Genomic DNA, 22,251 nt, shown 5'->3' with positions numbered 1-22,251 from the left:
CGCCCATGCCCGCTCCGCGCAATCCGTTCAAACAGGCCCTCACTGACAAGCGCCCGCAGATCGGTCTCTGGCTGGCGCTCGCCAATCCCTATACGGCCGAGATCTGCGGCGGCGCCGGGTTCGACTGGCTGCTGCTTGACGCCGAGCATGCGCCGAACGACATACCGCTTCTGGCAGCACAGCTCCAGGCACTCGCCGCATCGCCAAGCCACGCCATCGTCCGGCCGCCGATCGGCGAGACCTGGATGATCAAGCAGATCCTCGACATCGGCGCGCAGACGCTGCTGGTGCCGATGGTCGAAAGCGACGAACAGGCCCGCGCCCTGGTGCGCGCCGTGCGTTATCCGCCCCATGGCGTGCGTGGAGTCGGTGCCGCCCTTGCCCGGGCATCGGCCTTCAACCGTATTCCCGACTATCTGCAGACCGCCAATGACGAGGTCTGCCTGCTCGTGCAGATCGAAAGCCGCGCCGGCCTTGCCGCCCTCGACGAGATCACGACCACCGACGGCGTCGACGGTGTCTTCATCGGCCCGGCCGATCTTGCCGCAGACATGGGCTTTCTCGGCAAGCCCGGTGCGCCGGAGGTACAGCAAGCAGTCGAGGCGGCGCTCCTTCGCATCCAGTCGCACGGCAAGGCGGCCGGTATCCTGACCTCCGATCAGGCCCTTGCCCGCCGCTACCTAGAACTCGGCGCGACCTTTGTGGCGGTCGGCAACGATGTCGGCCTGCTGGTCGGCGCCACGTCGAAGCTGGCAGCGGAGTTCAAGGGTACCAGAGGCGAGACCGAGACGACGGCTGGAAAAATCTACTGATCGGCATCGTCTGCGCCGCGACCGGAGGAGCCAGTCGGGCCACGACCAACCGCATGCGTTGGGCGGTCACGACTTTCCCTCGTCTCGGTCTGGGGGTATAGCGGTCTGACGCCCACCAGCATTGGATTCCCGCCATGACCGATACCGTTCTCGACCGCTTCCTTCGTTATGTCGTCATCGACACCCAGTCCGACGCGAGGTCGAAGACGCAGCCGTCGACGGCAAAGCAGAAGAACCTCGGTCGCGTGCTCGTCGAGGAACTGCTGACGATCGGCCTTGCCGACGCCCATCTCGATGAAAACGGCTACGTCTATGCCACCATTCCTTCGAACGTGGACAAGCCGGTGCCGGTCATCTGCTGGTGCTCGCACATGGACACGGCGCCGGATTTCACCGGCACGAACGTCAAGCCGCAGATCGTCAGCAACTACCAGGGCGGCGATATCAGGCTCACGGGAGATCCGCAGCAGGTAATCCGCGTCGCCGACCACCCGGTTCTCAACGACCAGATCGGCAATGACATCGTCACGACCGACGGCACGACGCTGCTCGGCGCCGACGACAAGGCCGGGCTTGCCGAGATCGTCGCGGCCGCTCAAGTTCTCGTCGACAATCCCGAAATCAAGCACGGCACGATCAAGCTGCTCTTCACCACCGACGAAGAGATCGGCCGCGGCGTCGACAAGGTCGACTTGAAGAAGCTTGGGGCCCAATTCTGCTATACGGTCGATGGCGAAACCGCCGGCCATATCGAGGACGAGACCTTTTCCGCCGATGGCGTCGAGATCGTCATTCATGGCGTCGCCATCCACCCGGGCTTTGCCAAGGACAAGATGGAGAACGCCATCAAGATCGCCGGCAACATCATTAGCCGGCTGCCGCGGGAGGTTTCGCCCGAGGGCACCGAGGGCCGCGACGGCTTCGTGCATCCGACCGGCGTGACCGGCTCGATGGACAGGGCGCAGCTCGGCCTCATCGTGCGCGACTTCGACGAGGCGGGCCTTGCCTCGAAGGAAGCCATGCTCGAAGGCATCGTCAAGGACGTGATGAAGGCCTATCCGGGCTCCACCTACAGTTTCGAGGTCAAGCAGCAGTACCGCAACATGAAGGCCATCCTCGACCGCCATCCGGAGATCGTCGAAAACGCCATCGAGGCGATCCGCCGGGCCGGCATGCAGCCGGTGCGCGGCAGCATCCGCGGCGGCACCGACGGTTCGCGGCTCTCCTTCATGGGTCTGCCTTCGGCCAACCTCTTCGCCGGCGGCCACGCCTTCCATTCGCCGCTCGAATGGGTCAGCCGCCAGGACATGGAGCGCAGCGTCAAGACGCTGGTCGAGCTCGCCAAGATCTGGGCCGAACGCGCCTGACATAGTCCGGAAAACGGGGCGGCTTGGGTGCAATAGGCAGCCGCTCCTTCTCCAAAGGAGACGACCGATCGACACGGCGCGAAGGAGGGTCAGGCGATGAGTACGGCGCGAGGCTCAAAACGCGCGCCGGCAAAGCCCGCTTCGCTCGCAACCAACCCGCCGACCTTCGAGCACATCGTCACCGGCGTCAACGAGACGTTCCTATGGCGTCTCGACAACTATCCCTGGGAACGGAACGTCTGGAACTTCCATCCGGAGATCGAAATCCATCTCATCCGCAAGGCCTCGGGCCTTGCCTTCGTCGGTGATCATATCGGCCAGTTCGGTCCGGGTTATCTCACCGTCATCGGCAGCAACCTGCCGCATGACTGGGTAACGGTTACCGAACCCGATGAGATTATCGAAGGCCGTGACATCGTCATGCAGTTCCACCCGGATCGCATGCGCGAGATCACCGACGCCCTACCGGAATTTGCCGAGCTCGAGGCCTTCTTCGCCCGCGCCGAGCGCGGCCTGGTGTTTCATGGCGAAGCCCGCGCCAAGGGCGCCGATCTGATCGAACGTATGGGCAGCCTGAAAGGGCTCTCGCGCTTCTCGCTGTTCATCCAGCTGCTCGATCTGCTGGTCAACACCGAAGAATACGAGTTGCTCTCCTCGCCGGAATTCGCGCCAGAACTCGACCAACAATCGCTTGACGTGCTGCGCGGCGCTCTGGCCTTCATCTACGAGAACATCGCCACCGACATTCATCTTGCCGATCTTGCCCGGCAGGCCGGCATGAGCGAAACGGCCTTTTCCCGTTTCTTCAAGAAGAATACCGGCAACACCTTTACCGACCACGTCAACAAGCTGCGCATCTGGCAGGCGTGCAAGCTGCTTGCCGAAACCGACGTGCCGATCACCGACATCTGCTTCGAGGTCGGCTACCTCAACATCTCCAATTTCAATCGCACCTTCCTGCGCCAGCACAAGATGACGCCTTCGGCCTACAGGCGGCTGACGGGCCAGCGTCGTACTTCCCGTTCTTAGGCGCGTTTCACCCACCCAGGCAATGAATCCTTGCGTTTGCTGCGCTGCAAACGGCTGGCATCTGGCAATTTTCTGCAAGAAAGTACAGAATTGCCGCATCGCGCACGCTAGTTCGGCAGAGCGTAAGGCCTATCATCGAACCCAGCGAAACGGTTCGCTATGAGGAAAACGCACTGGATCTGAGGAGTATCCGGCGCGCATCGCAGACCTGGGGAGGTCTTTTCACAATGAAAAAAGCCAAAACGCTCGTTTCGAGCATCGCCTTCGCATGCCTTCTTTCCACCGGCCTGACGACTGTTGCGGTCGCTGCCGAATGCTCCGGCACGATCAAGGTGCTCGCCCAGCCGCGCGACGGCCTGACGCTGCTCGAAGACTACAAGTCCGAATTCGAGAAGCTCTCGGGCGGCGCATCCTTTGAGATCGACTATCTCAACGAAAACGACCGCCGCGCCAAGACCAAGGCGGACGCCTCGACCATCGGCAAGTACAACGTCTATTACATCGACGAGGCAAATGTGGCGCTATTTGCGTCGGCCGGCTGGGTCGCGCCGCTGATGGACTATTATCCTGATGACTACGACTACGCCGATTTCGATCCGGGCCGCCAGAAGGTCGCGACCTATGACGGCAAGGTCTGGTTTGCGCCGGTCACTGGCGGCGGGGACCTCATGGTCTACCGCAAGGACCTGCTTGAGGCGGCCGGCATTACGCCGCCGAAGACGCTCGACGAATATGTTGCCGCAGTGAAGAAGCTCAATCAGCCCGACCAGGGTATCTACGGCACAGCCCTTCGCGGCCAGCGCGGCTCGGGCGCCAATGTCTGGCGCTGGATGCCATTCTTCAAGGGCTTTGGCGGCAACTGGTTCGACGGCAAGACGCCGGTCTTTGACGGCGAACAGGCGGTCAAGGCGACCGAGACCTATCTCGAACTCTTCAAGTACTCGGCACCGGGCAGCCAGACCGGCGGCTGGGACGAGGCGGTTGGTGCTTTTACCTCCGGCCAGGTGGCGATGCTGATCGAATCCACCCCGCTCGTCGGCATGGCGATCGATCCGAAGTCCTCGAAGGTGGCCGGCAAGGTCGGCTACCTGCCGCCTCCGGCACCGTTGACGGGCGGCGGCTACGGCCATGGTCTGGCAATCGGCATGAAGGCCAACAAGGATGAGGCCTCCAAGGCCTGCGCCGGTCTGTTCGTAGCTTGGGCGACCTCGAAGGAAAACGAGGCCCGGCGGCTCGAAGCCGGACAGTTCAGCGAACTCAATCGCACCAGCATCATGACCAGCCCGAAATTCGCCGAGCTCTACGGCCCCGATCTCGGCCAGGCGCTTGCTGATACCGGCAAGGTCACCGCCGTCAACTTCTGGCAGAACCCGCAATGGCCTGATCTTGGCGACCGCTGGGGCATCATCCTCGAGGAGCTGATCACCGGAACGCGCACCGACATCAAGGAAGGCCTCGACGAACTCGACGGCTTCGCCAAAGACCTGGTTGCCCGCAGCCAGTAAGCCGGTTCCTCCCAAGGGCCATCGGCCGGCAAAGCCGCCGGTGGCCCGCACCATCGGGGGCGTTCAAAGCCCAGCCGTAGGACTGATCACATGAAGCAGAAAAACAGCCTGCCGGCGGTGTTCCTCACCCCGGCCATGGGCATCCTTGCCGTTCTCGCCCTCGTGCCGACGGCCTATGCGATCTACATATCGTTCCAAAACCGGGAACTCAGCCGTCCGGACGGCAGCTTCGTCGGTTTCGCCAACTATATCGACCTTTTCTCGGACCGCCGCTTCATCAATGCGATCGGCGTCTCCCTGACCTGGGAAGCCGTGACCGTCGGCATGACGCTCGCCATCGCCGTCGGCCTTGGCATTCTGCTGTTCGAATGCGTCTCGCCGCGAACGCGCAACCTGCTGGCGCTCCTGTTTCTGGTACCGGTGATCCTGCCACGCGTTTCGGCCGCCTTCGTCTGGAAGTTCGCCTTCCATCCGCTCTATGGCATCGCCACCTATCCCTACAAGGCAATCATCGGTCAGCCACTCGATCTCCTGTCCAATCCGGCGACTGCACTTGCGACAGTCGCATTGGTCGATGTCTGGCAATGGGGCCTGTTCTTCGCCGTCATCGTGCTGAAGCTCCTGGAAACGCTGCCGCCCCAGCCATTCGAAGCGGCACGGCTGGACCACGCCCGCACCTGGGAGATTTACGCCTTCATCGCGCTGCCGATGCTGAAGGCGCCGCTGATCTCGCTTGCCTTCGTCAAGATGATCGAGTCGCTGCGCGCCTTCGACCTGATCTACGTCATGACCCGCGGCGGTCCCGGCATCGCGACCGAAACGCTCGACATGTACGCCTTCTCGCAAGGCTTCATCGAGTCCGGCCGGATTTCCTACGCCTCCAGCATGGCGGTTCTGATGATGATCGCCACCTCGATCGCCTTCACCTTCATCTGGAAGAGGGTTCAGTGATGACCGCCCACGCCCTTGGCCGCTTCTTTGGCCGGCTCATCCTTGCCGTCGCCGCCTTCTCTGCCGTGTTTCCAATGTTCTGGACCGCGCTCAATGCCTTCAAGAACCGGGTCGACATCGTGACACCGACCCCGCTCTTCTTCTTCGAGCCGACGCTCGACAACTTCGCCTATGTGCTCGGCCGCGAAAGCGTCTTTGCCGGCCTCGTCAATTCGCTGCTGATATCGGGCGCTGCGGTGCTGATCGGTGCCGCCCTCGGCCTGCCCGCCGCCTATGCGATCGCGCGCTATCCCAACCGCTGGTCCCGCGACATTCAGTTCTTCGTTCTGTCGCTGCGCTTCCTGCCGCCGGTCGCAATCGCCATTCCGCTGATGGTGATCTGGCTCGATTTCGGCCTCTATGACACCCGCCTGTCGATGATCGTCACCTATTCGCTGCTGACGCTCGCGACCATCATCTGGCTGAGCGTCCCGGCCTTTGCGCGAGTGCCGAAGGAAGTCGAGGAGGCTGCCCGCGTCGATGGCTACGGTCCTTATGCGATCTTCTTCCTTATCGCGCTGCCGATTGCCCTTCGGTCGCTGATCGGAGCTGTCGCCTTTGCCTTCGTGCTCGTCTGGAACGAATTCCTGATTGCGCTGATGCTGACGACGTCCGACGCCAAGACGTTGCCGATCGTCGCCTCGGAGCTGACGCAGCTCGGTCGCGACGTGCCCTGGGGCATCCTCAACGCCTCCGTTGTGCTGCTCTCCATCCCGCCGCTGCTCTTCATCGGGGTTCTAAGTGGCATGCTCAACAGCGCCTTCAAGCGCAAGACCCAATGAATCCCAAGACTGGAAAAACAAGGAAATCCTTCATGCAAGCGTTGGTCCTCGAGCAAAAAGGCAAGCTCGCAATCCGGGAGATCGATCTCCCGCTGGAACTTGGTCCCGATGACGTCAAGATCGCTATCGACACGGTCGGGGTCTGCGGCAGCGACGTGCACTACTACACCCACGGCGCCATCGGCCCCTATGTGGTGCGCGAACCGATGGTGCTCGGTCATGAGGCGGCCGGCACCGTCGTCGCGGTCGGAAGCAATGTCGAAACGCTCGACGTCGGCGACCGGGTCTGCATGGAGCCGGGTGTTCCGGAACTGACCTCCCGCGCTTCCAAGCTCGGCATCTATAATGTCGATCCCAAGGTGCGGTTCTGGGCAACGCCACCGGTTCATGGCGTGCTCGCTCCCTTCGCAGTCCATCCCGCCGCCTTCACCTACAAGCTTCCCGATAACATCTCCTTTGCCGAAGGCGCGATGGTCGAACCGTTCGCCATCGGCATGCAGGCAGCCGCCCGCGCGCGGATTGCACCGGGCGATGTCGCCGCGGTGATCGGCTGCGGGCCGATCGGCATCATGGTGGCGCTCGCAGCCCTTGCCGGTGGCTGCAGCCGTGTCTTCATCTCCGATTTCAGCGCGGAGAAGCTGGCGATCGCGGCGCAATATCCGGGCATCATCCCGGTCAACATCACCGAGCGGCCTTTTGCCGATGTCATCGCCGCGGAAACCGGCGGCTGGGGCGCCGATCTCGTCTTCGAGGCGAGCGGCAGCGCCAAGGCCTTTTCCGGGATATTCGATCTGGTCCGCCCGGGCGGTGCCGTGGTTCTGGTGGGCCTGCCGGTCGAACCGGTACAGTTCGACGTTCCGGGTGCCATCTCCAAGGAAGTCCGGATCGAAACGGTGTTTCGTTACGCCAACATCTTCGACCGCGCCCTGCAATTGATCGCGTCCGGCAAGGTCGATCTGAAGCCGCTGATCACTGAAACCTTCCGCTTCAAAGACAGCATCAGGGCATTCGAGCGGGCCGCATCCGCCCGACCGACTGATATCAAACTACAGATCCGCATGGACAGTGGGAAGGATTGAGCCATGGCGAACATCGTCTGCTCCAACGTCGACAAGCAATACGGCGCCGTTGATGTCATCAAGGATTTCAACCTCGATGTCGCCGATCATGAATTCATCGTGTTTCTCGGTCCATCCGGCTGCGGCAAGTCCACGCTGCTGCGCATGATTGCCGGTCTCGAAGACATATCCGGCGGCATCGTCTCGATCGGCGGGCGGGCGGTCAACGACCTGCCGCCTCGCGACCGCGGCGTCGCCATGGTCTTCCAGAACTATGCGCTCTACCCACACATGACGATCTACGACAACATCGCTTTCGGACTGAAGCGCATGAAGGTGCCGAAGGCGGAGATCGATACGCGGATTCGCGCTGTTTCGGCAACGCTCGGCCTCGAGCCCTATCTCGCCCGCAAGCCGACCGAGCTGTCCGGCGGGCAGCAACAGCGCGTCGCTATCGCCCGCGCGATGATCAAGACGCCGCGGGTCTTCCTCTTCGACGAGCCGCTCTCCAATCTCGACGCGAAGCTGCGCAATCACATGCGGGTCGAGATCGCCCGGCTGCACCAGAAGCTAAAGACCACGACGATCTATGTGACCCACGACCAGTTGGAGGCGATGACACTTGCCGACCGGATCGTCCTGATGAAGGGTGGCGCGATCGAGCAGGTCGGAACGCCCGCCGAGATATACGAACGCCCGCGCACGCTCTTCGTCGCCGGCTTTATCGGCACACCCAACATGAATTTCATCGACGTGACGGCCGAAAAGACCGAAGGCGGCTGGCTGTTGCGCAGTGCGGGCGGCAGCTTCGCGATCTCGGACGACAGGTTCACGCTTCGCCATGGCCAGACGCTAGTGCTGGGCATACGTCCCGCCGACCTGGCGCCGGCGGAAAGCGGGCTCAATCGTATCGAGGGCATCGCCGACCTGGTCGAGTTTCATGGTAACGACGCGCTCGTGACCTTTCTGTTTGCCGGCAAGGAAATTGGCGCACTGGTCAAGGCCAGCGGCTGCCCCAGGCCGGGGGAAGCCGTATCCTTCACAATCGAGCCAAACGGCTTGCACCTGTTCGACCGGGAGAGCGGTCTCTCGGTGCTGAGTACGTGAGCGGCAAGCAACAGCCCTGCCCCGACAGGACTGTTTGCCTTCAGGCCGCGTTGGCGAATGAGGCGGCCGGGAGCGGCCCGGCCGTCATCATCGTAAAATCGAAGGGCGCGCGAACGTCGGCATCGAGCACGTATTGGCGGTGCACACGCAGGAAGTCGCGCTTGATCCGGCCATAGCGCTCCGGTGACAGCATATGCTTGAGCCGGATGAAAACGATGGGCGGCTGGGGCGCATCGCCGTGTCCGGCAAGCGCCACCACCTGGCATCTGTAGAAATTGATCGCGTCGGTCAGGCACTGGACGTCGAACCAGAAGATATCCTTCACCCGGGCGATGGCGCCGACGCGCGCGCGCAACACTTCGGCTGAGCGCAGCAGCGCACATTGCAGGATCGCGCCGCCGAGCGTGACGAAGACGATGCGTTTTCCGGCAAAGAGGCCTGGCTCCCGCTCCACCAGGGCGCCGATCACCTGGGTGGCGATGCTGGAGCCCATGCTGTGAGAGCTGATGACGTACTCGTCCGCCGGTTCGTTGAGCGCGGCCCGCACGGATGCCAGGCTGTCTTCAACCCATTGCTTTAAATATGGTTTTTCCAGACGCGCAACGGCAACCGCCAGCTCCCAGTCGGAAAAGAGATGCAGGGTATGCCACCGCTCCGACCAGGGGAGAAACAGCTTGAAAAAGACCAGGTAGGCGACGATCGCGCTCAGGACGAGAAGCGATGATTCAAGCGCAAGCCAGTAGGGGGCGGTGCCGATCAACACGCTCCCCGCGACGCCAATTGCCACCAGCAGGAACGGAAAGAGAAAGAACAGGCCGAACCGCCAGGCATGCCGGAAGTAGCCGAATGCGCCGCCTTCCCAGACGACGCGCAGGGCGCTCAGGTAGCCCGCGACCATTCGATGCAGCGTGCCCCGGCCATTCAGGCGTCGGACGATCTCGTCGTGATCGAAGATGTAGACGCGGCTGGCCGTCTGCCAGTCGGCGCCCTGGCTATCCACGTCGAAATAGCGGCCGGGTCCCTCGCTCTCCACCTGCCCGACCTGAACATCGAAATCCTGAAGTCTCGCCGTCTTGACCGCCGATCGCTTGTAGCGCGCCTGATGCTTGACGGCATCCAGCGGCTCGAAGCCCGGAAAATGCAGCACGATGCGTTTCTTGACGTGCCCGGTCGATTTGTCGTGTGACAAGTGTTGATCTTTCAAAAGGCGCAAAACGCCCGTCCCCGGGCCTCCGAAGAGGCGCAGGAGCGGGCGCTCGATGAGCGCCGGGTGGTCCCAGCCTGCCGGAGACGTCAACGATCTCGATGTCGAGAATATGGCCAAATGAAACGATGCAACGGCGTGCATGACAATTTCAATCGCGCCATCGCCTGACTACCCGTCACGCCACGGTCGCTGCTCGGCAAGAGCGCAGGCCACAGCCGCCAAACGACGACGCATGGAACCCGACTTTGGTCCTAAGGGAATCCGACGATTGTCCGGCCGTCGCCGGGGAAAGGTCTGGGAAAGCGTAACCGGCGCAGACGCGCGTTGACTGGCCATGCCGGCCATGAGCAAAGTCGAACTTGCCGGTATCCGCCGGAGCGTGCCCACCCTGTGCCGCGACATCGCCAGAGGACTGAAATGCCCAATCGCCGGATTTTTCTTGCTGCATTCTTCTGGCCCGCGATCCTGTTGGTGACGACCCTTCCCTACAAGCTCGATCTGACCCGCGCAGGTCTGTCGATGACCGAGACGGTCGCCCTCGCCAAGAACGGCAATAATGGCGGCGGCAACGGCGGTGGGAATGGTGGTGGTAATGGCGGAGGGAACGGGAACGGCGGTGGCGGCAATAACGGCAATGGCGGTGGCAACGGCAATGGAAACGGGAATTCCAACGAAACCCGTTCCGGCGGAAACTCCAAGGCCTCCCGTGCCAATGAAGACGCCACCGACGATGGCGAAACCGGTATCCGTCACAAGGGCGGCATAACCGAGCAAGTCAGGAAGGGGCGCTACATCATGAAGGATGCCCGCGGACGGACGATCATCAACCGCCGCGCGACATCAGCCGACAAGCAGCGCATGGAGACCCTGGCGCATTAGCACGCGCCGCCGATCGGCGTCGGCGGTGCGACGGTATCGGTCGGTCTTAGAGACTAAAGCTCGCGCGCGTCGCGCAGAACCATTGCCGCTTCGGTGCGGTTTGCGACCCCCAGCTTCGTCATGATCTGCGTCATGTGATGCTTCACGGTCTTTTCCTGCAGGTCCAGCTCGATGGCGACATGCTTGTTGCTCATGCCGGCGGCCACCAGGTGCAGAACCTCTTTCTCGCGGGGCGTCAGGGTTGCGACCAGACCGGATTTTCCAGGCTGGGCCGGGCCCTTCGTCGACAAAAGCTTGGCCGAAAGGGTCGGCGCCACGTAACGCTCGCCCGAAGCGACAGTGCGAATGACCTCGGCGAGCGCCGAGGCGCCGACCCCCTTCAGCACATAGCCGGTGGCACCCCGGTCGAGCGCCGTGGTCACGTCATCTCCGTCTTCGGAAACCGTGAGCATGATGATCTTCTGCGACGGAGCGACCTCCAGGATCGCCGGTATCGCCTCCAGCCCGCCGCCCGGCATGGAGATATCCATGAGCATCACATCCGGTCCGAGGCTTTGCGCGATCCCGGTCGCGTCGTCCTTCGAACTGCCCTCGGCGACGATCTCAAACCCCTCGATCTCCGACAGGCTCCGGGTCACGCCTTCGCGAAACAGAGGGTGGTCGTCGACCACGGCAACGCGTATCCTTGACGTCATGATTGTCAGATCTCCTTGACGCTGGTCGTCATGCGAACGGTGGTGCCGGTCGGCTCGATGATGAGCTCAAACGTTCCGCCGAGACTTTCGATCCGTTCGCGCAGGCCGGCAAGACCAAGACTTGTGGGCGGAACTTTGTCCGGATCAAATCCGGGTCCGCCATCGGCGACCTCGATGGTGACACGGTCGCCGACTGTTCGTTGCGATACCTGCTGCCTCACGCCGCCGGCATGCCGGTAGCCGTTGTTGAGGGTTTCCTGCACGAAGCGGTAGATGCAGATCTTTGCCGCCTGCGACAGACGGTCCGGCGGATCGGCCAGGGCGAGCTCGACCGCCGCCCCTGTGCGCTGCTGATGGGCCTTCACGCAACGCTGCAGGATCTCTGCCAATCCGGCCGTCTCGATCTGCGGCAGGACCAGGCCGCCGCAGATTGTGCGGATCTCCTGCATCGCCTCGTCGAGGCTCGCCTTGATCGCGCCGATCTCGCGCGCACGGGTGGCCGCCGGCGTCGCGTCGCGCTTCAAGGTCTCGCTGCCCAGTCTTAGCGAAGCATAGGCGACGAGTTGGGCGGGGCCATCATGCAGGTCCGCGCCGATGCGCCTCAGATAGCTTTCGTTCAACGCGGTGGCGCGCTGCGATGCGCGCTGCAGCCGGCCGCGCAACGTTTCGTTCTGCGCCAGCGATGCCGAAAGCTCGTCGACGCGCTGGGCGAGCGCATGCCGCTGGCTCTCGATCGTCTTGCTGCCCCGAAGCACGATCGCCGACAGCACGACGAAGAAGGCAAGCGTGAAGGCTGCGACCGCCAACCAGGTGTGTGCGCGCGCCTGATTGAGGCTTTGTTCGAAATCATTGGCCACCTCATGAAATTCCGACACGGCCACCACCTGGCCGGACCAGGGCTGGAGCACCGGATTGTAGATGGCAAGCGCCGGCTCGGCCGCGGCCCTGTCCGCCGTCCCATCCCCGGCCTGGTCGAAGCGGGCGACCATTTTGCCTGAAAATGCCGTCTGAAGTTCCTCGCTTGGCTCCACCTTGGTGCCGACGGCCGCCTGGTCACTCGAATAGAGAAGCGTGCCATCCGCACGCCAAAGGCGGAACGAGAGGAGGCGTTCGCCGAGCGCGCCCTGGCCAAGGGTCTCGTCCAGCGCACGGGCAACCGTTTCATCGAGCACTTCATTCGTCTGCATATCGGGCAGCAACGGCGCGATCACGCTGTCGACGTAAAGCGCCGTCGTTGCGGCGGAATTCCGGGTGACTGCGTCTTCGATCCTGTTCGATACGAAGGCGCCGACCAGAACCATCGCACAAGCGGCGACCGCTCCTCCGATCAGCAGAAACTGGGTGGCTAGAGATTGAGAATTCCAGCGGGTGATAAGCTGTTGGACGCGCACCAGGTCTCTCGGATCGGGCCGCCGGCTCGTGCGGCGCGACGATTGTAGCAAGGCCGCGCCAACGTAACCACTCTCATGACAGGGTCAATGGCGCAGCCATCGCGACCGAACTGTTCGGACCTTTGATGCTGCGGAATAGGACCTAGGTCCTAGGCGAAAAGGCAATGGTCGGGGGCCGATGGCGCCGTCTCGGAGGCGCAGATATCGTCTTCACATCGAACGTCGTGTCTCGATCCGTAAGCAAATGAGAACGACCAGTTGGAAATGAGGAGATATCTATGCCTGTGACGAAGCTGATCGCCCGGAGCATCATGGCGCTGACGCTGGCAGTCGCGCCAATGGCTGCCGGTTCCCTGAGCCTGATCGATTCCGCCTACGCCAAAGGCGGCAATGGCGGCGGTGGTGGCAATGGTGGCGGCGGCGGTAACGGCGGGGGCAACGGTGGTGGCAATGGCGGGAGCCACGGTGGCGGTTCCGGCCACAGCAAATCCGACACTTCCCGCGGAAGCAAGGAAACGAGCACTGGCAAGTCCAGTGGAAAATCGCAGCACAAATCCGGGACCTCCGGCAGCAAGACCAAGGCGACCAAGGCAGCCAAATCGGCAAAAGCCGAGAAACCCGCCAAATCGGTCGTGGTTGCATCGGACCCGGTGGTCGATCCGGTAGTCGATCCCGTTGTGGCGCCCGGGTCTAAGCGAGGGTTCAACTCGCTCAACCGCAACTACCACGCCTATCTCAATTCAAACGATCCGAAGATGGCGGCCGTTTCCGCTTACGCAATCGCCTATGCGCAGTTCGAGGCGGAAAATGGCGTCGACGCCATCCCAGCCGATCCTGCGCTGAGCGACGAAGCGCTGCGCGAGGCGCTAGCGGGCTTCACCAAGGATGGCGTGGTGACCGACGACATGGTCGACGAAGCCAAGGGGATTCTCGGGGTCGGCCCCGCCGTTGGCAAGATCGACGAAATCCGCGGCACGCTGCCGCCGCAGACGGTGGTTGTTGTCGAACCGGAGCCGGAGACCGCCCAATAACGAGGAACTGGCCACCGGCTCACTTGGTGAGCCGGTGGCTGCATCCGGACCCGCGTCCAAGCCAATGGAGTTTAAATGTTTGACCGTGTTGTGGAAATCTTCGACCACGCAGCAAAAGAAGGGCGCGTCGGGTTTTCACTTCAACACGTCAATGCCGTCGCCGATGTCGGCACCGTGCTCTATTCGGAGTGTCTGGGAAGGATCATCCGACCCGACGGCGAGGTCATGACCGCCAGCGAGTTCATACGCTATCTGGAGGCGGCCGGCCGCATTGCTGCGCTGGACAGGCACATGCTCACGCTCGCCTTCGACTGGTTGGCGCATCATCCAACCGGCGACCTCGGCTGCAACATCTCGGTCGAAAGCATCTGCGATGAACGTAACCGGACGCTGCTCCTGGATCTGCTGTCGACCCATCGGGGGCTGGCACCGCGCCTCGTGCTCGAACTCGCCGAAAGCCTACCGATCTCAGCGCTCCCGACGGCCGGGTGTTTCGTTCGAAGCGTACGCGAGCTTGGATATCGGGTCGCCGTCGATGACTTCGGAACGGGATTTTCGACGCCGGAGGCACTTTTGTCCCTGCCCGTCGACATCGTGAAGATCGACGGCTTCTTCCTGCGGCTCGGACGTCCCGACGCGGAGCGGTTCCTTCTGCACATGGTGGGTCTGGCGTCCTGCGTCGCTCCCGTCGTTGTGGTCGAAGGTGTTGAAACTTATGCACAATTTGAGGCCGCGCAAGGCGCCGGCGCAACGCACGTGCAAGGGTTCCTGCTCTCCGAACCGACCCTCAGCCCACTATTTGGCGGCGAGTTGCGTCCAGCTCAAACCGCGATGCTCTGCTAGCGTCGCGCGCAATCATTCAAGCGCACTGCACTCCCTCCCCTTATGCTTTCCTGATCTTTCCATCCCACCTTCCCAGGCGAAATCCTATGCCGATCTGCGCGATAGAAGGAGCGGGCGGCAATGTGCCTGTAGGTCGTTTTGCCTCAGGCATGCTGCCATGCTGGTGCCGCTTTTGGATGGCTTGAGACGTGCCGCGCCGCAACACCCGGTGCCGAAGCATTCACCTTTCCTGTGATCGGCCGGATTTGCGTTGGCGGCAACCCACCCGGCTTCGGACGCGAAAGCAACAGAACAGCGCAGACGCTTGCCAGTACCGGCATGTCCGGTTCCGAAGGCGTCACAGACGAGCAAGACTATGAAATTCACAAACGGGTTCAAACTCTCCTCCAGAGCCAGCCGCCGTCTGCCGACGGAATATTTCATGCTGGTGGATGTCGCGTTCGAGGGCGACGTTATCGGCTCTCTGGGCAGTTGTCCGATACGGGAATCCGTGCGCGACGGAGAGGGCCTTGTCTATCGTTTCGTCGGCGTGGCACCGCGCCTGGTGAGCGGCGGCTTTGATGTACTGGCACTTCGCACGGGCGAGTGGATCGTCAAGCCGGGCCTGGTTTACGCGGCTGATCCCAAGGTAGCGCAAACACGTGACACAGACCGCGCTGCCTAGGAAGTATGCAGCGCTTCTTCGGCAGTAACGACATCCGTTGCCCCCGCCACCGGCTTCGTCGGCGCAGCTTTCGCCAGCTTCGCGCCGGCCCTGCAATGCCCCTGTAATCTTGGCCCTTTAGCTCCCGGTCAGCCGTCGCATCGCTCCGGATCGCAGTCGTTCCGGACGGGCGGCACGTCAACGACAACTGCTGGCTTCGCGCGTCCCGTGGACGACTGGCGCTGCAGGAAAACCGGGATCCGTCATGCTCTCCATTAAGGGGTTTTGCACCCTCGCCTGCTTCGCCGCCACCGCCGCCCTGCTGGCCGGCTGTGCATCCGATACGATGAAGACCTATATCGGCCAGCCGGTCGAATCCGTCATCATCGACTATGGTCCGCCCACCAATGTTCTCGATCTCGGCTGGAACGAGCGCGCCTATCAATGGCGCAAGATCTCAACGAATGTCGTCTCCGGCACATCCAGCGGCGAAATCAGGGACACCCGGCGCGGAATGCGCTACGAGGAGTATTCGACGCCGGGCTATGTCGAGGAACAGGAGTGCTTCTATAGCTTCTACGCCCGGATGCAGCACGGCCGCTGGTACATCACCAACTTCCGCCAGCCGAAGCTGGAATGCGAGTGACGCCTCGGGCAGTCGACGTGACGGATCAGCGACCCGCATAGATGCGGGCACAGAAGGGAAAGTGGCATGCGCATCTTGCTGCTGGAAGACGAGCCGGAGATGGCCTCGGCCCTCAAGGCTGCCCTGGCGCGGCGCCAGGTGATCGTCGATCATGTCTCGACGCTCGCCGACGCCGAGGCCGTTGCCGAACTCTGGCCCTATGACGTGGTCGTGCTTGACCGCCGGGTGCCGGATGGCGAGGGGCTGGATCTTATCCCGAAGCTCAGAAGCCTTGGCGTCGAGGCGCCGATCCTGATGCTGACGGCATTGGGATCGATCAACGACCGGGTCAGCGGGCTCGATGCCGGTGCCGACGATTATCTTTCCAAGCCTTTTGCCGTCGAGGAACTGATGGCGCGGCTGCGCGCGCTTGCCCGCCGTCCGGTCACGCTCAAATCGGAGCAGACCAAGGTCGGGCGGCTCATCTACGACTTCCGCCACCGGGAGGCCGCCGTGGACGACAAGCCTCTCGACCTTCTGCGCCGGGAACGGCTTGCGCTCGAAGCGCTGATGCGGCGGCCCGGCCGAACCGTGCTCAGGGCGACGTTGGAAGAATCGGTCTACGCCATGGAAGACGAGATCGAATCCAACGCGCTCGACTCCCATCTTTCGCGCCTGCGCCGCAAGCTCGACGACGTCGGCGCCGGCGTCGAAATCCGGGCGATCCGCAATCTCGGCTATCTCCTGCGCGCGACGACATGATCAAGGTTCGTCCGCGCTCGCTGCAATGGGTCCTCGTCCGTCGGCTGATCCTCCTGCAGGCGGCCACGTTGTTCGTCTTCATCGGCCTGCTTTTCCTGGGCGTGTTCATCGCCCAGCCACGGTTGCTCGTCGACAACGAAGCCGCCTTGGATGTGCTCGACCGCGCCGTCGGGCGCGACGCGAACGGCGTGCTGGCCGTGCACGAGACCGAGGACCTGCGCGAGCTTCGCCAGTCCTATCCCAATCTCTGGTACATCGTCCGCGACGCCGCCGGCCAGGTCGTGCGCTACGGAAACGTCCCTGCCCCCTATGAAGAAGCCGGTGGCGACCTGCTGCAACGGGTGGAGGGGGCGAAATTGCTTTTCGAAGAAGGCGGTACGCTTCCGGACGCTGTCCTCCACAATGTCGAGACCGAAGCCGGCCGGGTCCAGATCCTCGCGGCGACAGTTTCCTCCCGCCGCGACAATGAGCCGTTGGACGTGCAGATCAGCATCAATGTCGATATGGCGCGCGACCTCGACGGCAGGACGGCGTGGATGGAGGTCATGCCGACGCTCGTGCTTGTTGTCCTTTGCTTCCTTTTGCCGATCGTCTTGGTCATGGGCGTCTCCACTCTGCTGACGACGCCGGCCGTCGTGCGCCGTTCGCTCGCGAGCCTCGTCTCGACCGCCGACCAGGCGGGGCGCATCGACATCGACAACCGCGCGGTGCAGCTCGAAACCGAGGAAGTGCCGACCGAAATCGCCCCTTTGGTGCGGGCCTTCAACCGGGCCCTGGCGCGACTGGGAGAGGGATACGACCAGCGCAACCGCTTCCTGACCGATGCGGCCCATGAATTGCGCACCCCGATCGCGATCCTGCGGACCCGCGCCGAGCTTCTGCAGGAAGACCCCGAAACCACCCGCCTGAGGCTCGATATCGAGCGCCTGTCGCATCTCGCCCAGCAGCTTCTCGACCGGCAAGTCCTCGAACATGCCGGCGGTCCGCTCGAGGTGGTCGACCTCGTTTCTCTCGGGAGGGTCATGGCAGCGGACTTCGCACCGCTTGCGTTCGAAGCCGGCTACGAGCTGGCATTCGAAGCCGAAGCGCCGGGCGCCCTGGTCAGCGCGCGGCCGCGGCAGATCGAGCAGGCTGTCGCCAACCTTCTGCGCAACGCCATCGAACATGGCGGCGGTGCCGGCACGATCACCGTTCTGGTCGATGCCGCCGGCGGGCTCGAAATCCACGACGAAGGCCCCGGCATTCCGGTAGAGGAGCGCGATCGCGTCTTCGAACCTTTCTATCGCTTGCGTCCGCGCTCCACCGGCGCCGGGCTGGGGCTCAATCTCGCGCGCGAGATCGCCCGGCTCCACGACGGCCGTATCGACATTCTCACCGGTCCATGGCGTGGCACGCGGGTGCGCCTGCACTTGCCGCTGATCGACGGAAGCCGACCTGCGGCCGCGCCGGCACGCCCGATCGTCTGACAGAAGCGGCGGCATGCCGCCCCAGATTTCTCAAAAGCTTTTCAGGTTGCCCCTTATCAAGGCGGTGCCGATGCTCCACATTTGCTGCGATACATCGTTCGGCTTAAGCGGCTTCACCCGCTTGAGCGCCATGGAGAACAGCAATGCAGACCCCATCTGAGGCCCCCTCGCCTTCACCCGAGGATGGCAGCTTTCCGGCTCGACGCCAAGGCGTGCTCGACTGGCTGATCATCGAAACGCGCAACGAGCGCTTCATCGACAATATCCTTGTCGAGTTGGGCGAACGGCTGCAGGCCGCCGGTATTCCGGTTGCGCGCGCCACGTTGCACTTCCGCATCAACCATCCGCAATGGCTCGGCGCTCGCATCCTGTGGCGCAAGGGGCTGGCCGAGGGCGAAATCGATCTCTACGACTATGGCACCCAGAACACCGCTCTCTACCTCAACAGCCCGCTCTACGTGATCAATAACGGTGGCACCGAGGTTCGAACCAACCTCGAGGACTTGACGGAAGAGCAGGAACAGAGCTCGCTCTATGTTGACCTCAGGGCCGAGGGCCTGACCGAATACATCGCCTGGCCGCTTGAGCACACGCTCGGCAAACGCCACATCGTCACCTTTGCCAGCGACCGGAAGGGCGGCTTCGAAGACGAACATCTGGCCTTTCTCGCGAAGATCGTGCCGGCGCTGGCGCTGGTCAGTGAAATCAGGCTGAAGAACCGTTTCGTCCGAACGCTGCTCGAAACCTATGTCGGCCCGCACGCGAGCGAACAGATCCTTGCCGGCGCCACCACACGGGGCAGCGGCGTCACCGTCGGTGCCGCCATCCTGATCTGCGACCTGCGCAATTTCACAAAGCTTTCCGATCTCTGGCCGCGCGACGACGTGATCGAACTGCTGAACGCCTATTTCGACGCCATGTCGGAACCGATCGAGCGCCATGGAGGCGAGATCCTCAAATTCATGGGTGACGGGCTGCTGGCGATCTTTCCGCTAAGCAACCCCGACGCCGCGGAGAATCTGCTCCAGGCGATCCGGGAGGCGGAGGCAGCCATCGCCGTCCTGAACCAGGACAACCTCTCGAAAGGTCGCGAGCCGCTCGGCTACGGCATCGGCGTGCATGTCGGCGACGTGATGTATGGCAATATCGGCTCGCGCCGCCGGCTCGACTTCACCGTCATCGGCCCCGCCGTCAACATCGCCTCAAGGCTTGAGAGCCTGACCAAGGAAACCAAACGCCCGGTGCTGTTGTCGCGCGCCTTCGTCGAGCTGGCCGGCTGCGCCTCGAGCATGGAGCATCTCGGCGCCTACCCGGTCAGGGGCATCGGTGAACCCATCGAGGTCTTCGCTTTTTCCGGCAACGAACCGGCACCGAAGCTGCGCCTCGCCGCAGGATAATCGGCGCGGAAACGCCGATCGAGGGCCTGCTTCATCGGTTGTCCGCGGACAACCGATCCTTCGACTAGCCGATGGGGCTGGGCGCGAACTGCGCAACGAGTTCGTGGCGGTCGCCGGGATAGGTGAGCCGCACATGCGTGACCGGCGCCCGTCCGCTCCAGGTCCGCCGCTCGATGACGAGGCAGGCTGTGCCGGTGGCGATACCGAGCGCCTGCGCTGCCGACTTGCTGGCCGCCACGGCACGAATGCGGTGTTCGGCCGTGCTCCACGGTACCTTGCCGAGCAGCCACGAACCGGGCGCCGCGGTCTCGAATGTTTCCTCTTCGGCCTCCGGAACCGCAGAAAGGCTGATCAACCTCTCCTCGAAGCAAAAGGGACGCGAGCCGGCAAAATGCCGGCACGTTACGTCCAGCAGCTTGCCCGAGCTCGGGAGATCCAGGCGTTCACGATCCCGGCTTTCGACCTTGCGCACTTTTCGCTCATCCACGCGGAAGCTGTAATCGAGCCCCAGCGACTGGACTTCGAGTTTAACGTCGTGGATCTCCATGACGGCGGACTGGACCTGCGGAAAGGTAACGTAGCTTCCCGACTTGCGCCGCCGCTCGATCAGCCCGCGCTTGACGAGTTCGGTCAGGGCCTTGTTCACCGTCATGCGCGAGCAGTCGTATTGCTCGGTCAGTTCGTGCTCGAACGGGATGCGGTGTCCGGGTGGCCACTCCCCGGAAAGAATGCGCCCTTCGACGTCACCGAGGATGCGCTGGTGCAGCGATAGCACCTGCCCCTGATTGTCGGCCGCATCGCCAGGCGGGTCACTTGAAACGGATCGATCTTGCTTGGTGTCCATGACAGCGAACTTAATCAATTCGCAGCCGCGAAACAGCCCTTCCCTCGCCGATTTGCGCTTTTCCACGGCGGCTGAAACGGCTCTCGCCGTTGACAGCTGTCAACGCTTGGGCGGCGCAGTTCGGCGCCACGCCTCACTCCTCAGTAAAGGAGGTGCCACGGCGTCAGGAACGCGCGCGCCCATTCCTGATTACGATCGGACTCTTCGCACGCCGCCTTGTCGAGCGTCGTCGAGGCGACATCCACTTCCGCCTGCCGCTTTGCCTTCATCGCCTTCGGCAAAGGCGGGGGCGGCTCAAGATAGCCAAGGGTCATTCCACCGAGATAGAACATCAGGAAGCTCCATGCATCCAATCGCCAACCGAACACAATCCTGACACAATCAGACCTGCTGTCAATAGTCTATTAAATCTATGCTCTAATTGGAGATGCGCAAACGTGCCCGAAGGGAAGTTGTCCGCGGACAACTCGACCGCTTCACAAGCTCACTTTCCACCGCAAGGGCAGCACCTCCGCCAAAACGCTATGCATTTGTAAAACCGCGCCGAATCGGAGCATAGTGCATCTGCGCATATTGTCCGGATATGACGATTTTTGCGCAGTTTTCGGGGATATCAATGTTGCAGCAAAAAATTCAAAGCCAGGACGCACAGGAGCATCTGCCGACGCTTCTGGCTGCCGATGCTTTGGAACTTGCCCATCAGCTGCAGCAGCACCAAAAGAAAATCTTCCCCCCGCAAGCGCAAAAGCAGATGCGTCTCTTCAGCCCTGCCGAAGCGGCAGCCTTCATCGGAATCGGCGAAGGCTATCTGAGGCAGGTGGCCTCAGAGGGCCACGGCCCAGCGCCCTTGTCAAACGGTCGGCGCATGTATGCCGTTTCCGACATCGAACGCATTCGCCGCGTTCTCGACGATGGCGGCAAGTCGGGCAAATATGTCCCGCACCGGCGCGGCGATGAAAAGCTGCAGGTCCTGTCTGTGATGAACTTCAAGGGCGGGTCGGCTAAGACGACGACCTCAGCCCACCTCGCCCAATATCTGGCACTTCGCGGCTACCGCACGCTCGCGATCGATCTCGATCCGCAGGCTTCGCTTTCCGCCCTCTTCGGCCATCAACCGGAGTTGGATGTCGGAGAAGGCGAGACGCTTTACGGCGCGATCCGCTATGACGCCCCGCGGTCGATCGCCGATATCGTGCGGTCGACCTACACCGCCAATCTGCATCTCATTCCCGGCAATCTCGAACTCATGGAATTCGAGCACGAAACGCCGAAGGCGATGATGACGGGCGGGGCTGCAGAAACCCTTTTCTTCGCCCGCATCGGCGACGTGCTCGCCGATATCGAGAGCTTCTACGACATCGTCGTCATCGATTGCCCCCCGCAGCTCGGCTTCCTCACCATGTCGGCGCTCTGTGCCGCAACGTCCGTCCTGATCACCGTGCATCCGCAGATGCTCGACGTCATGTCGATGTCGCAGTTCCTGTCGATGACGAGTGAGTTGATGAGCGTCGTCGAAAAAGCCGGTGGCCGCACCAGCTATGACTGGATGCGCTATCTCGGAACACGGTTTGAGCCGAACGACGGCCCTCAAAGCCAGATGACCGGTTTTATGCGCGCCATTTTCGGCAATCGCATGCTGCAGAACGCCATGGTGAAATCGACAGCTATCTCCGACGCCGGCGTAACGAAGCAAACGCTCTATGAAGTCGAGCGCTCGCAGTTTGTCCGCGGCACCTACGACCGCGCAATGGACTCTCTCAACCTCGTCAATGGCGAGATCGAGGACCTGGTCCGCAAGGTCTGGGGGAGGAGGTAATC

General features: G+C 62.6%; 23 protein-coding genes. 17 read left to right on the top strand and 6 right to left on the bottom strand.

All coding sequences use genetic code 11. The features are described from left to right. The first annotated feature begins 5 nt into the window (after positions 1-5). The 8 genes from hpaI (at position 6) to OVA00_RS04070 (ending at position 8,650) form a co-directional block, all read left to right on the top strand. Entirely contained in the window at positions 6-812 is an 807-nt protein-coding gene (hpaI, locus tag OVA00_RS04105; RefSeq protein ID WP_060582294.1) for a 4-hydroxy-2-oxoheptanedioate aldolase, read from the top strand. A gap of 134 nt (positions 813-946) precedes the next feature. Next, the gene (pepT, locus tag OVA00_RS04100) at positions 947-2,179 is read left to right on the top strand and encodes a peptidase T (protein WP_268088080.1); all 1,233 of its coding nucleotides are present in this window, start codon (positions 947-949) and stop codon (positions 2,177-2,179) included. A gap of 96 nt (positions 2,180-2,275) precedes the next feature. Further along, complete coding sequence (locus tag OVA00_RS04095; RefSeq protein WP_051659111.1) at positions 2,276-3,208, top strand: helix-turn-helix domain-containing protein; 933 nt, start codon at positions 2,276-2,278, stop codon at positions 3,206-3,208. 227 nt (positions 3,209-3,435) lie between these two features. Next, positions 3,436-4,713, top strand: a complete 1,278-nt coding sequence (locus OVA00_RS04090; protein ID WP_082566294.1) for an ABC transporter substrate-binding protein — start codon at positions 3,436-3,438, stop codon at positions 4,711-4,713. A gap of 90 nt (positions 4,714-4,803) precedes the next feature. Further along, positions 4,804-5,664, top strand: coding sequence for a carbohydrate ABC transporter permease (locus OVA00_RS04085; RefSeq protein WP_268088079.1), 861 nt, complete (start codon positions 4,804-4,806; stop codon positions 5,662-5,664). Further along, positions 5,664-6,485, top strand: coding sequence for a carbohydrate ABC transporter permease (locus tag OVA00_RS04080; RefSeq protein ID WP_060582297.1), 822 nt, complete (start codon positions 5,664-5,666; stop codon positions 6,483-6,485). Before OVA00_RS04085 ends, OVA00_RS04080 begins: the two co-directional genes overlap by 1 nt. Positions 6,486-6,517: 32 nt before the next feature. Continuing rightward, positions 6,518-7,564, top strand: coding sequence for an NAD(P)-dependent alcohol dehydrogenase (locus tag OVA00_RS04075; RefSeq protein ID WP_060582298.1), 1,047 nt, complete (start codon positions 6,518-6,520; stop codon positions 7,562-7,564). Positions 7,565-7,567: 3 nt separating this feature from the next. Further along, a complete protein-coding gene (locus tag OVA00_RS04070) occupies positions 7,568-8,650 on the top strand; it encodes an ABC transporter ATP-binding protein (RefSeq protein WP_060582299.1) in 1,083 nt (360 codons plus the stop codon). A 40-nt stretch (positions 8,651-8,690) separates the two neighbouring features. On the opposite strand, the gene OVA00_RS04065 is transcribed toward OVA00_RS04070, so the two are convergent. Further along, complete coding sequence (locus tag OVA00_RS04065) at positions 8,691-9,839, bottom strand: hypothetical protein (protein WP_034787970.1); 1,149 nt, start codon at positions 9,837-9,839, stop codon at positions 8,691-8,693. Positions 9,840-10,274: 435 nt separating this feature from the next. Here OVA00_RS04065 and OVA00_RS04060 point away from each other — a divergent pair, with 435 nt between their 5' ends. Beyond that, a complete protein-coding gene (locus OVA00_RS04060) occupies positions 10,275-10,736 on the top strand; it encodes a hypothetical protein (protein WP_060517781.1) in 462 nt (153 codons plus the stop codon). A 53-nt stretch (positions 10,737-10,789) separates the two neighbouring features. Here the strand turns inward: OVA00_RS04060 and OVA00_RS04055 are convergent, their stop codons facing one another. Further along, entirely contained in the window at positions 10,790-11,431 is a 642-nt protein-coding gene (locus tag OVA00_RS04055; RefSeq protein ID WP_034787767.1) for a response regulator, read from the bottom strand. Positions 11,432-11,436: 5 nt separating this feature from the next. After that, positions 11,437-12,822 carry a sensor histidine kinase gene (locus OVA00_RS04050; RefSeq protein WP_234824459.1) on the bottom strand — a complete coding sequence of 462 codons (1,386 nt, stop codon included), beginning with the start codon at positions 12,820-12,822 and terminating at the stop codon, positions 11,437-11,439. 278 nt (positions 12,823-13,100) lie between these two features. Between OVA00_RS04050 and OVA00_RS04045 the strand changes: the two genes are divergently transcribed. From OVA00_RS04045 to OVA00_RS04020, 6 genes are all read left to right on the top strand, one after another. Continuing rightward, entirely contained in the window at positions 13,101-13,853 is a 753-nt protein-coding gene (locus OVA00_RS04045; protein WP_168711252.1) for a hypothetical protein, read from the top strand. A gap of 75 nt (positions 13,854-13,928) precedes the next feature. Continuing rightward, positions 13,929-14,696, top strand: coding sequence for an EAL domain-containing protein (locus OVA00_RS04040; protein WP_034787760.1), 768 nt, complete (start codon positions 13,929-13,931; stop codon positions 14,694-14,696). Positions 14,697-15,051: 355 nt separating this feature from the next. Continuing rightward, positions 15,052-15,360 carry a hypothetical protein gene (locus OVA00_RS04035; protein ID WP_051659110.1) on the top strand — a complete coding sequence of 103 codons (309 nt, stop codon included), beginning with the start codon at positions 15,052-15,054 and terminating at the stop codon, positions 15,358-15,360. A 244-nt stretch (positions 15,361-15,604) separates the two neighbouring features. Then, complete coding sequence (locus tag OVA00_RS04030; protein ID WP_060517777.1) at positions 15,605-15,985, top strand: hypothetical protein; 381 nt, start codon at positions 15,605-15,607, stop codon at positions 15,983-15,985. A 66-nt stretch (positions 15,986-16,051) separates the two neighbouring features. After that, entirely contained in the window at positions 16,052-16,726 is a 675-nt protein-coding gene (locus OVA00_RS04025) for a response regulator transcription factor (RefSeq protein WP_034787757.1), read from the top strand. After that, positions 16,723-18,192, top strand: a complete 1,470-nt coding sequence (locus OVA00_RS04020) for a sensor histidine kinase (RefSeq protein ID WP_034787754.1) — start codon at positions 16,723-16,725, stop codon at positions 18,190-18,192. Before OVA00_RS04025 ends, OVA00_RS04020 begins: the two co-directional genes overlap by 4 nt. 30 nt (positions 18,193-18,222) lie before the next feature. On the opposite strand, the gene OVA00_RS04015 is transcribed toward OVA00_RS04020, so the two are convergent. Next, positions 18,223-18,348, bottom strand: a complete 126-nt coding sequence (locus OVA00_RS04015) for a hypothetical protein (protein WP_256385286.1) — start codon at positions 18,346-18,348, stop codon at positions 18,223-18,225. Here OVA00_RS04015 and OVA00_RS04010 point away from each other — a divergent pair. Next, on the top strand, positions 18,336-19,589 hold the full coding sequence (locus tag OVA00_RS04010; protein WP_034787751.1) for an adenylate/guanylate cyclase domain-containing protein: 1,254 nt from the start codon (positions 18,336-18,338) through the stop codon (positions 19,587-19,589). The genes OVA00_RS04015 and OVA00_RS04010 overlap by 13 nt on opposite strands. Positions 19,590-19,653: 64 nt before the next feature. Here the strand turns inward: OVA00_RS04010 and hutC are convergent, their stop codons facing one another. Further along, positions 19,654-20,433, bottom strand: coding sequence for a histidine utilization repressor (hutC, locus tag OVA00_RS04005; RefSeq protein WP_113079977.1), 780 nt, complete (start codon positions 20,431-20,433; stop codon positions 19,654-19,656). Between the two features lie 140 nt (positions 20,434-20,573). After that, a complete protein-coding gene (locus OVA00_RS04000) occupies positions 20,574-20,765 on the bottom strand; it encodes a hypothetical protein (protein ID WP_087510694.1) in 192 nt (63 codons plus the stop codon). Positions 20,766-21,052: 287 nt separating this feature from the next. Between OVA00_RS04000 and repA the strand changes: the two genes are divergently transcribed. Next, the gene (gene repA, locus OVA00_RS03995) at positions 21,053-22,249 is read left to right on the top strand and encodes a plasmid partitioning protein RepA (protein ID WP_420844956.1); all 1,197 of its coding nucleotides are present in this window, start codon (positions 21,053-21,055) and stop codon (positions 22,247-22,249) included. Positions 22,250-22,251 lie beyond the last annotated feature (2 nt).

Source organism: Ensifer sp. SL37 (genome assembly GCF_026672675.1).
Lineage (GTDB): Bacteria > Pseudomonadota > Alphaproteobacteria > Rhizobiales > Rhizobiaceae > Ensifer > Ensifer adhaerens.
This window is presented reverse-complemented; position numbering and strand designations above follow the sequence as displayed.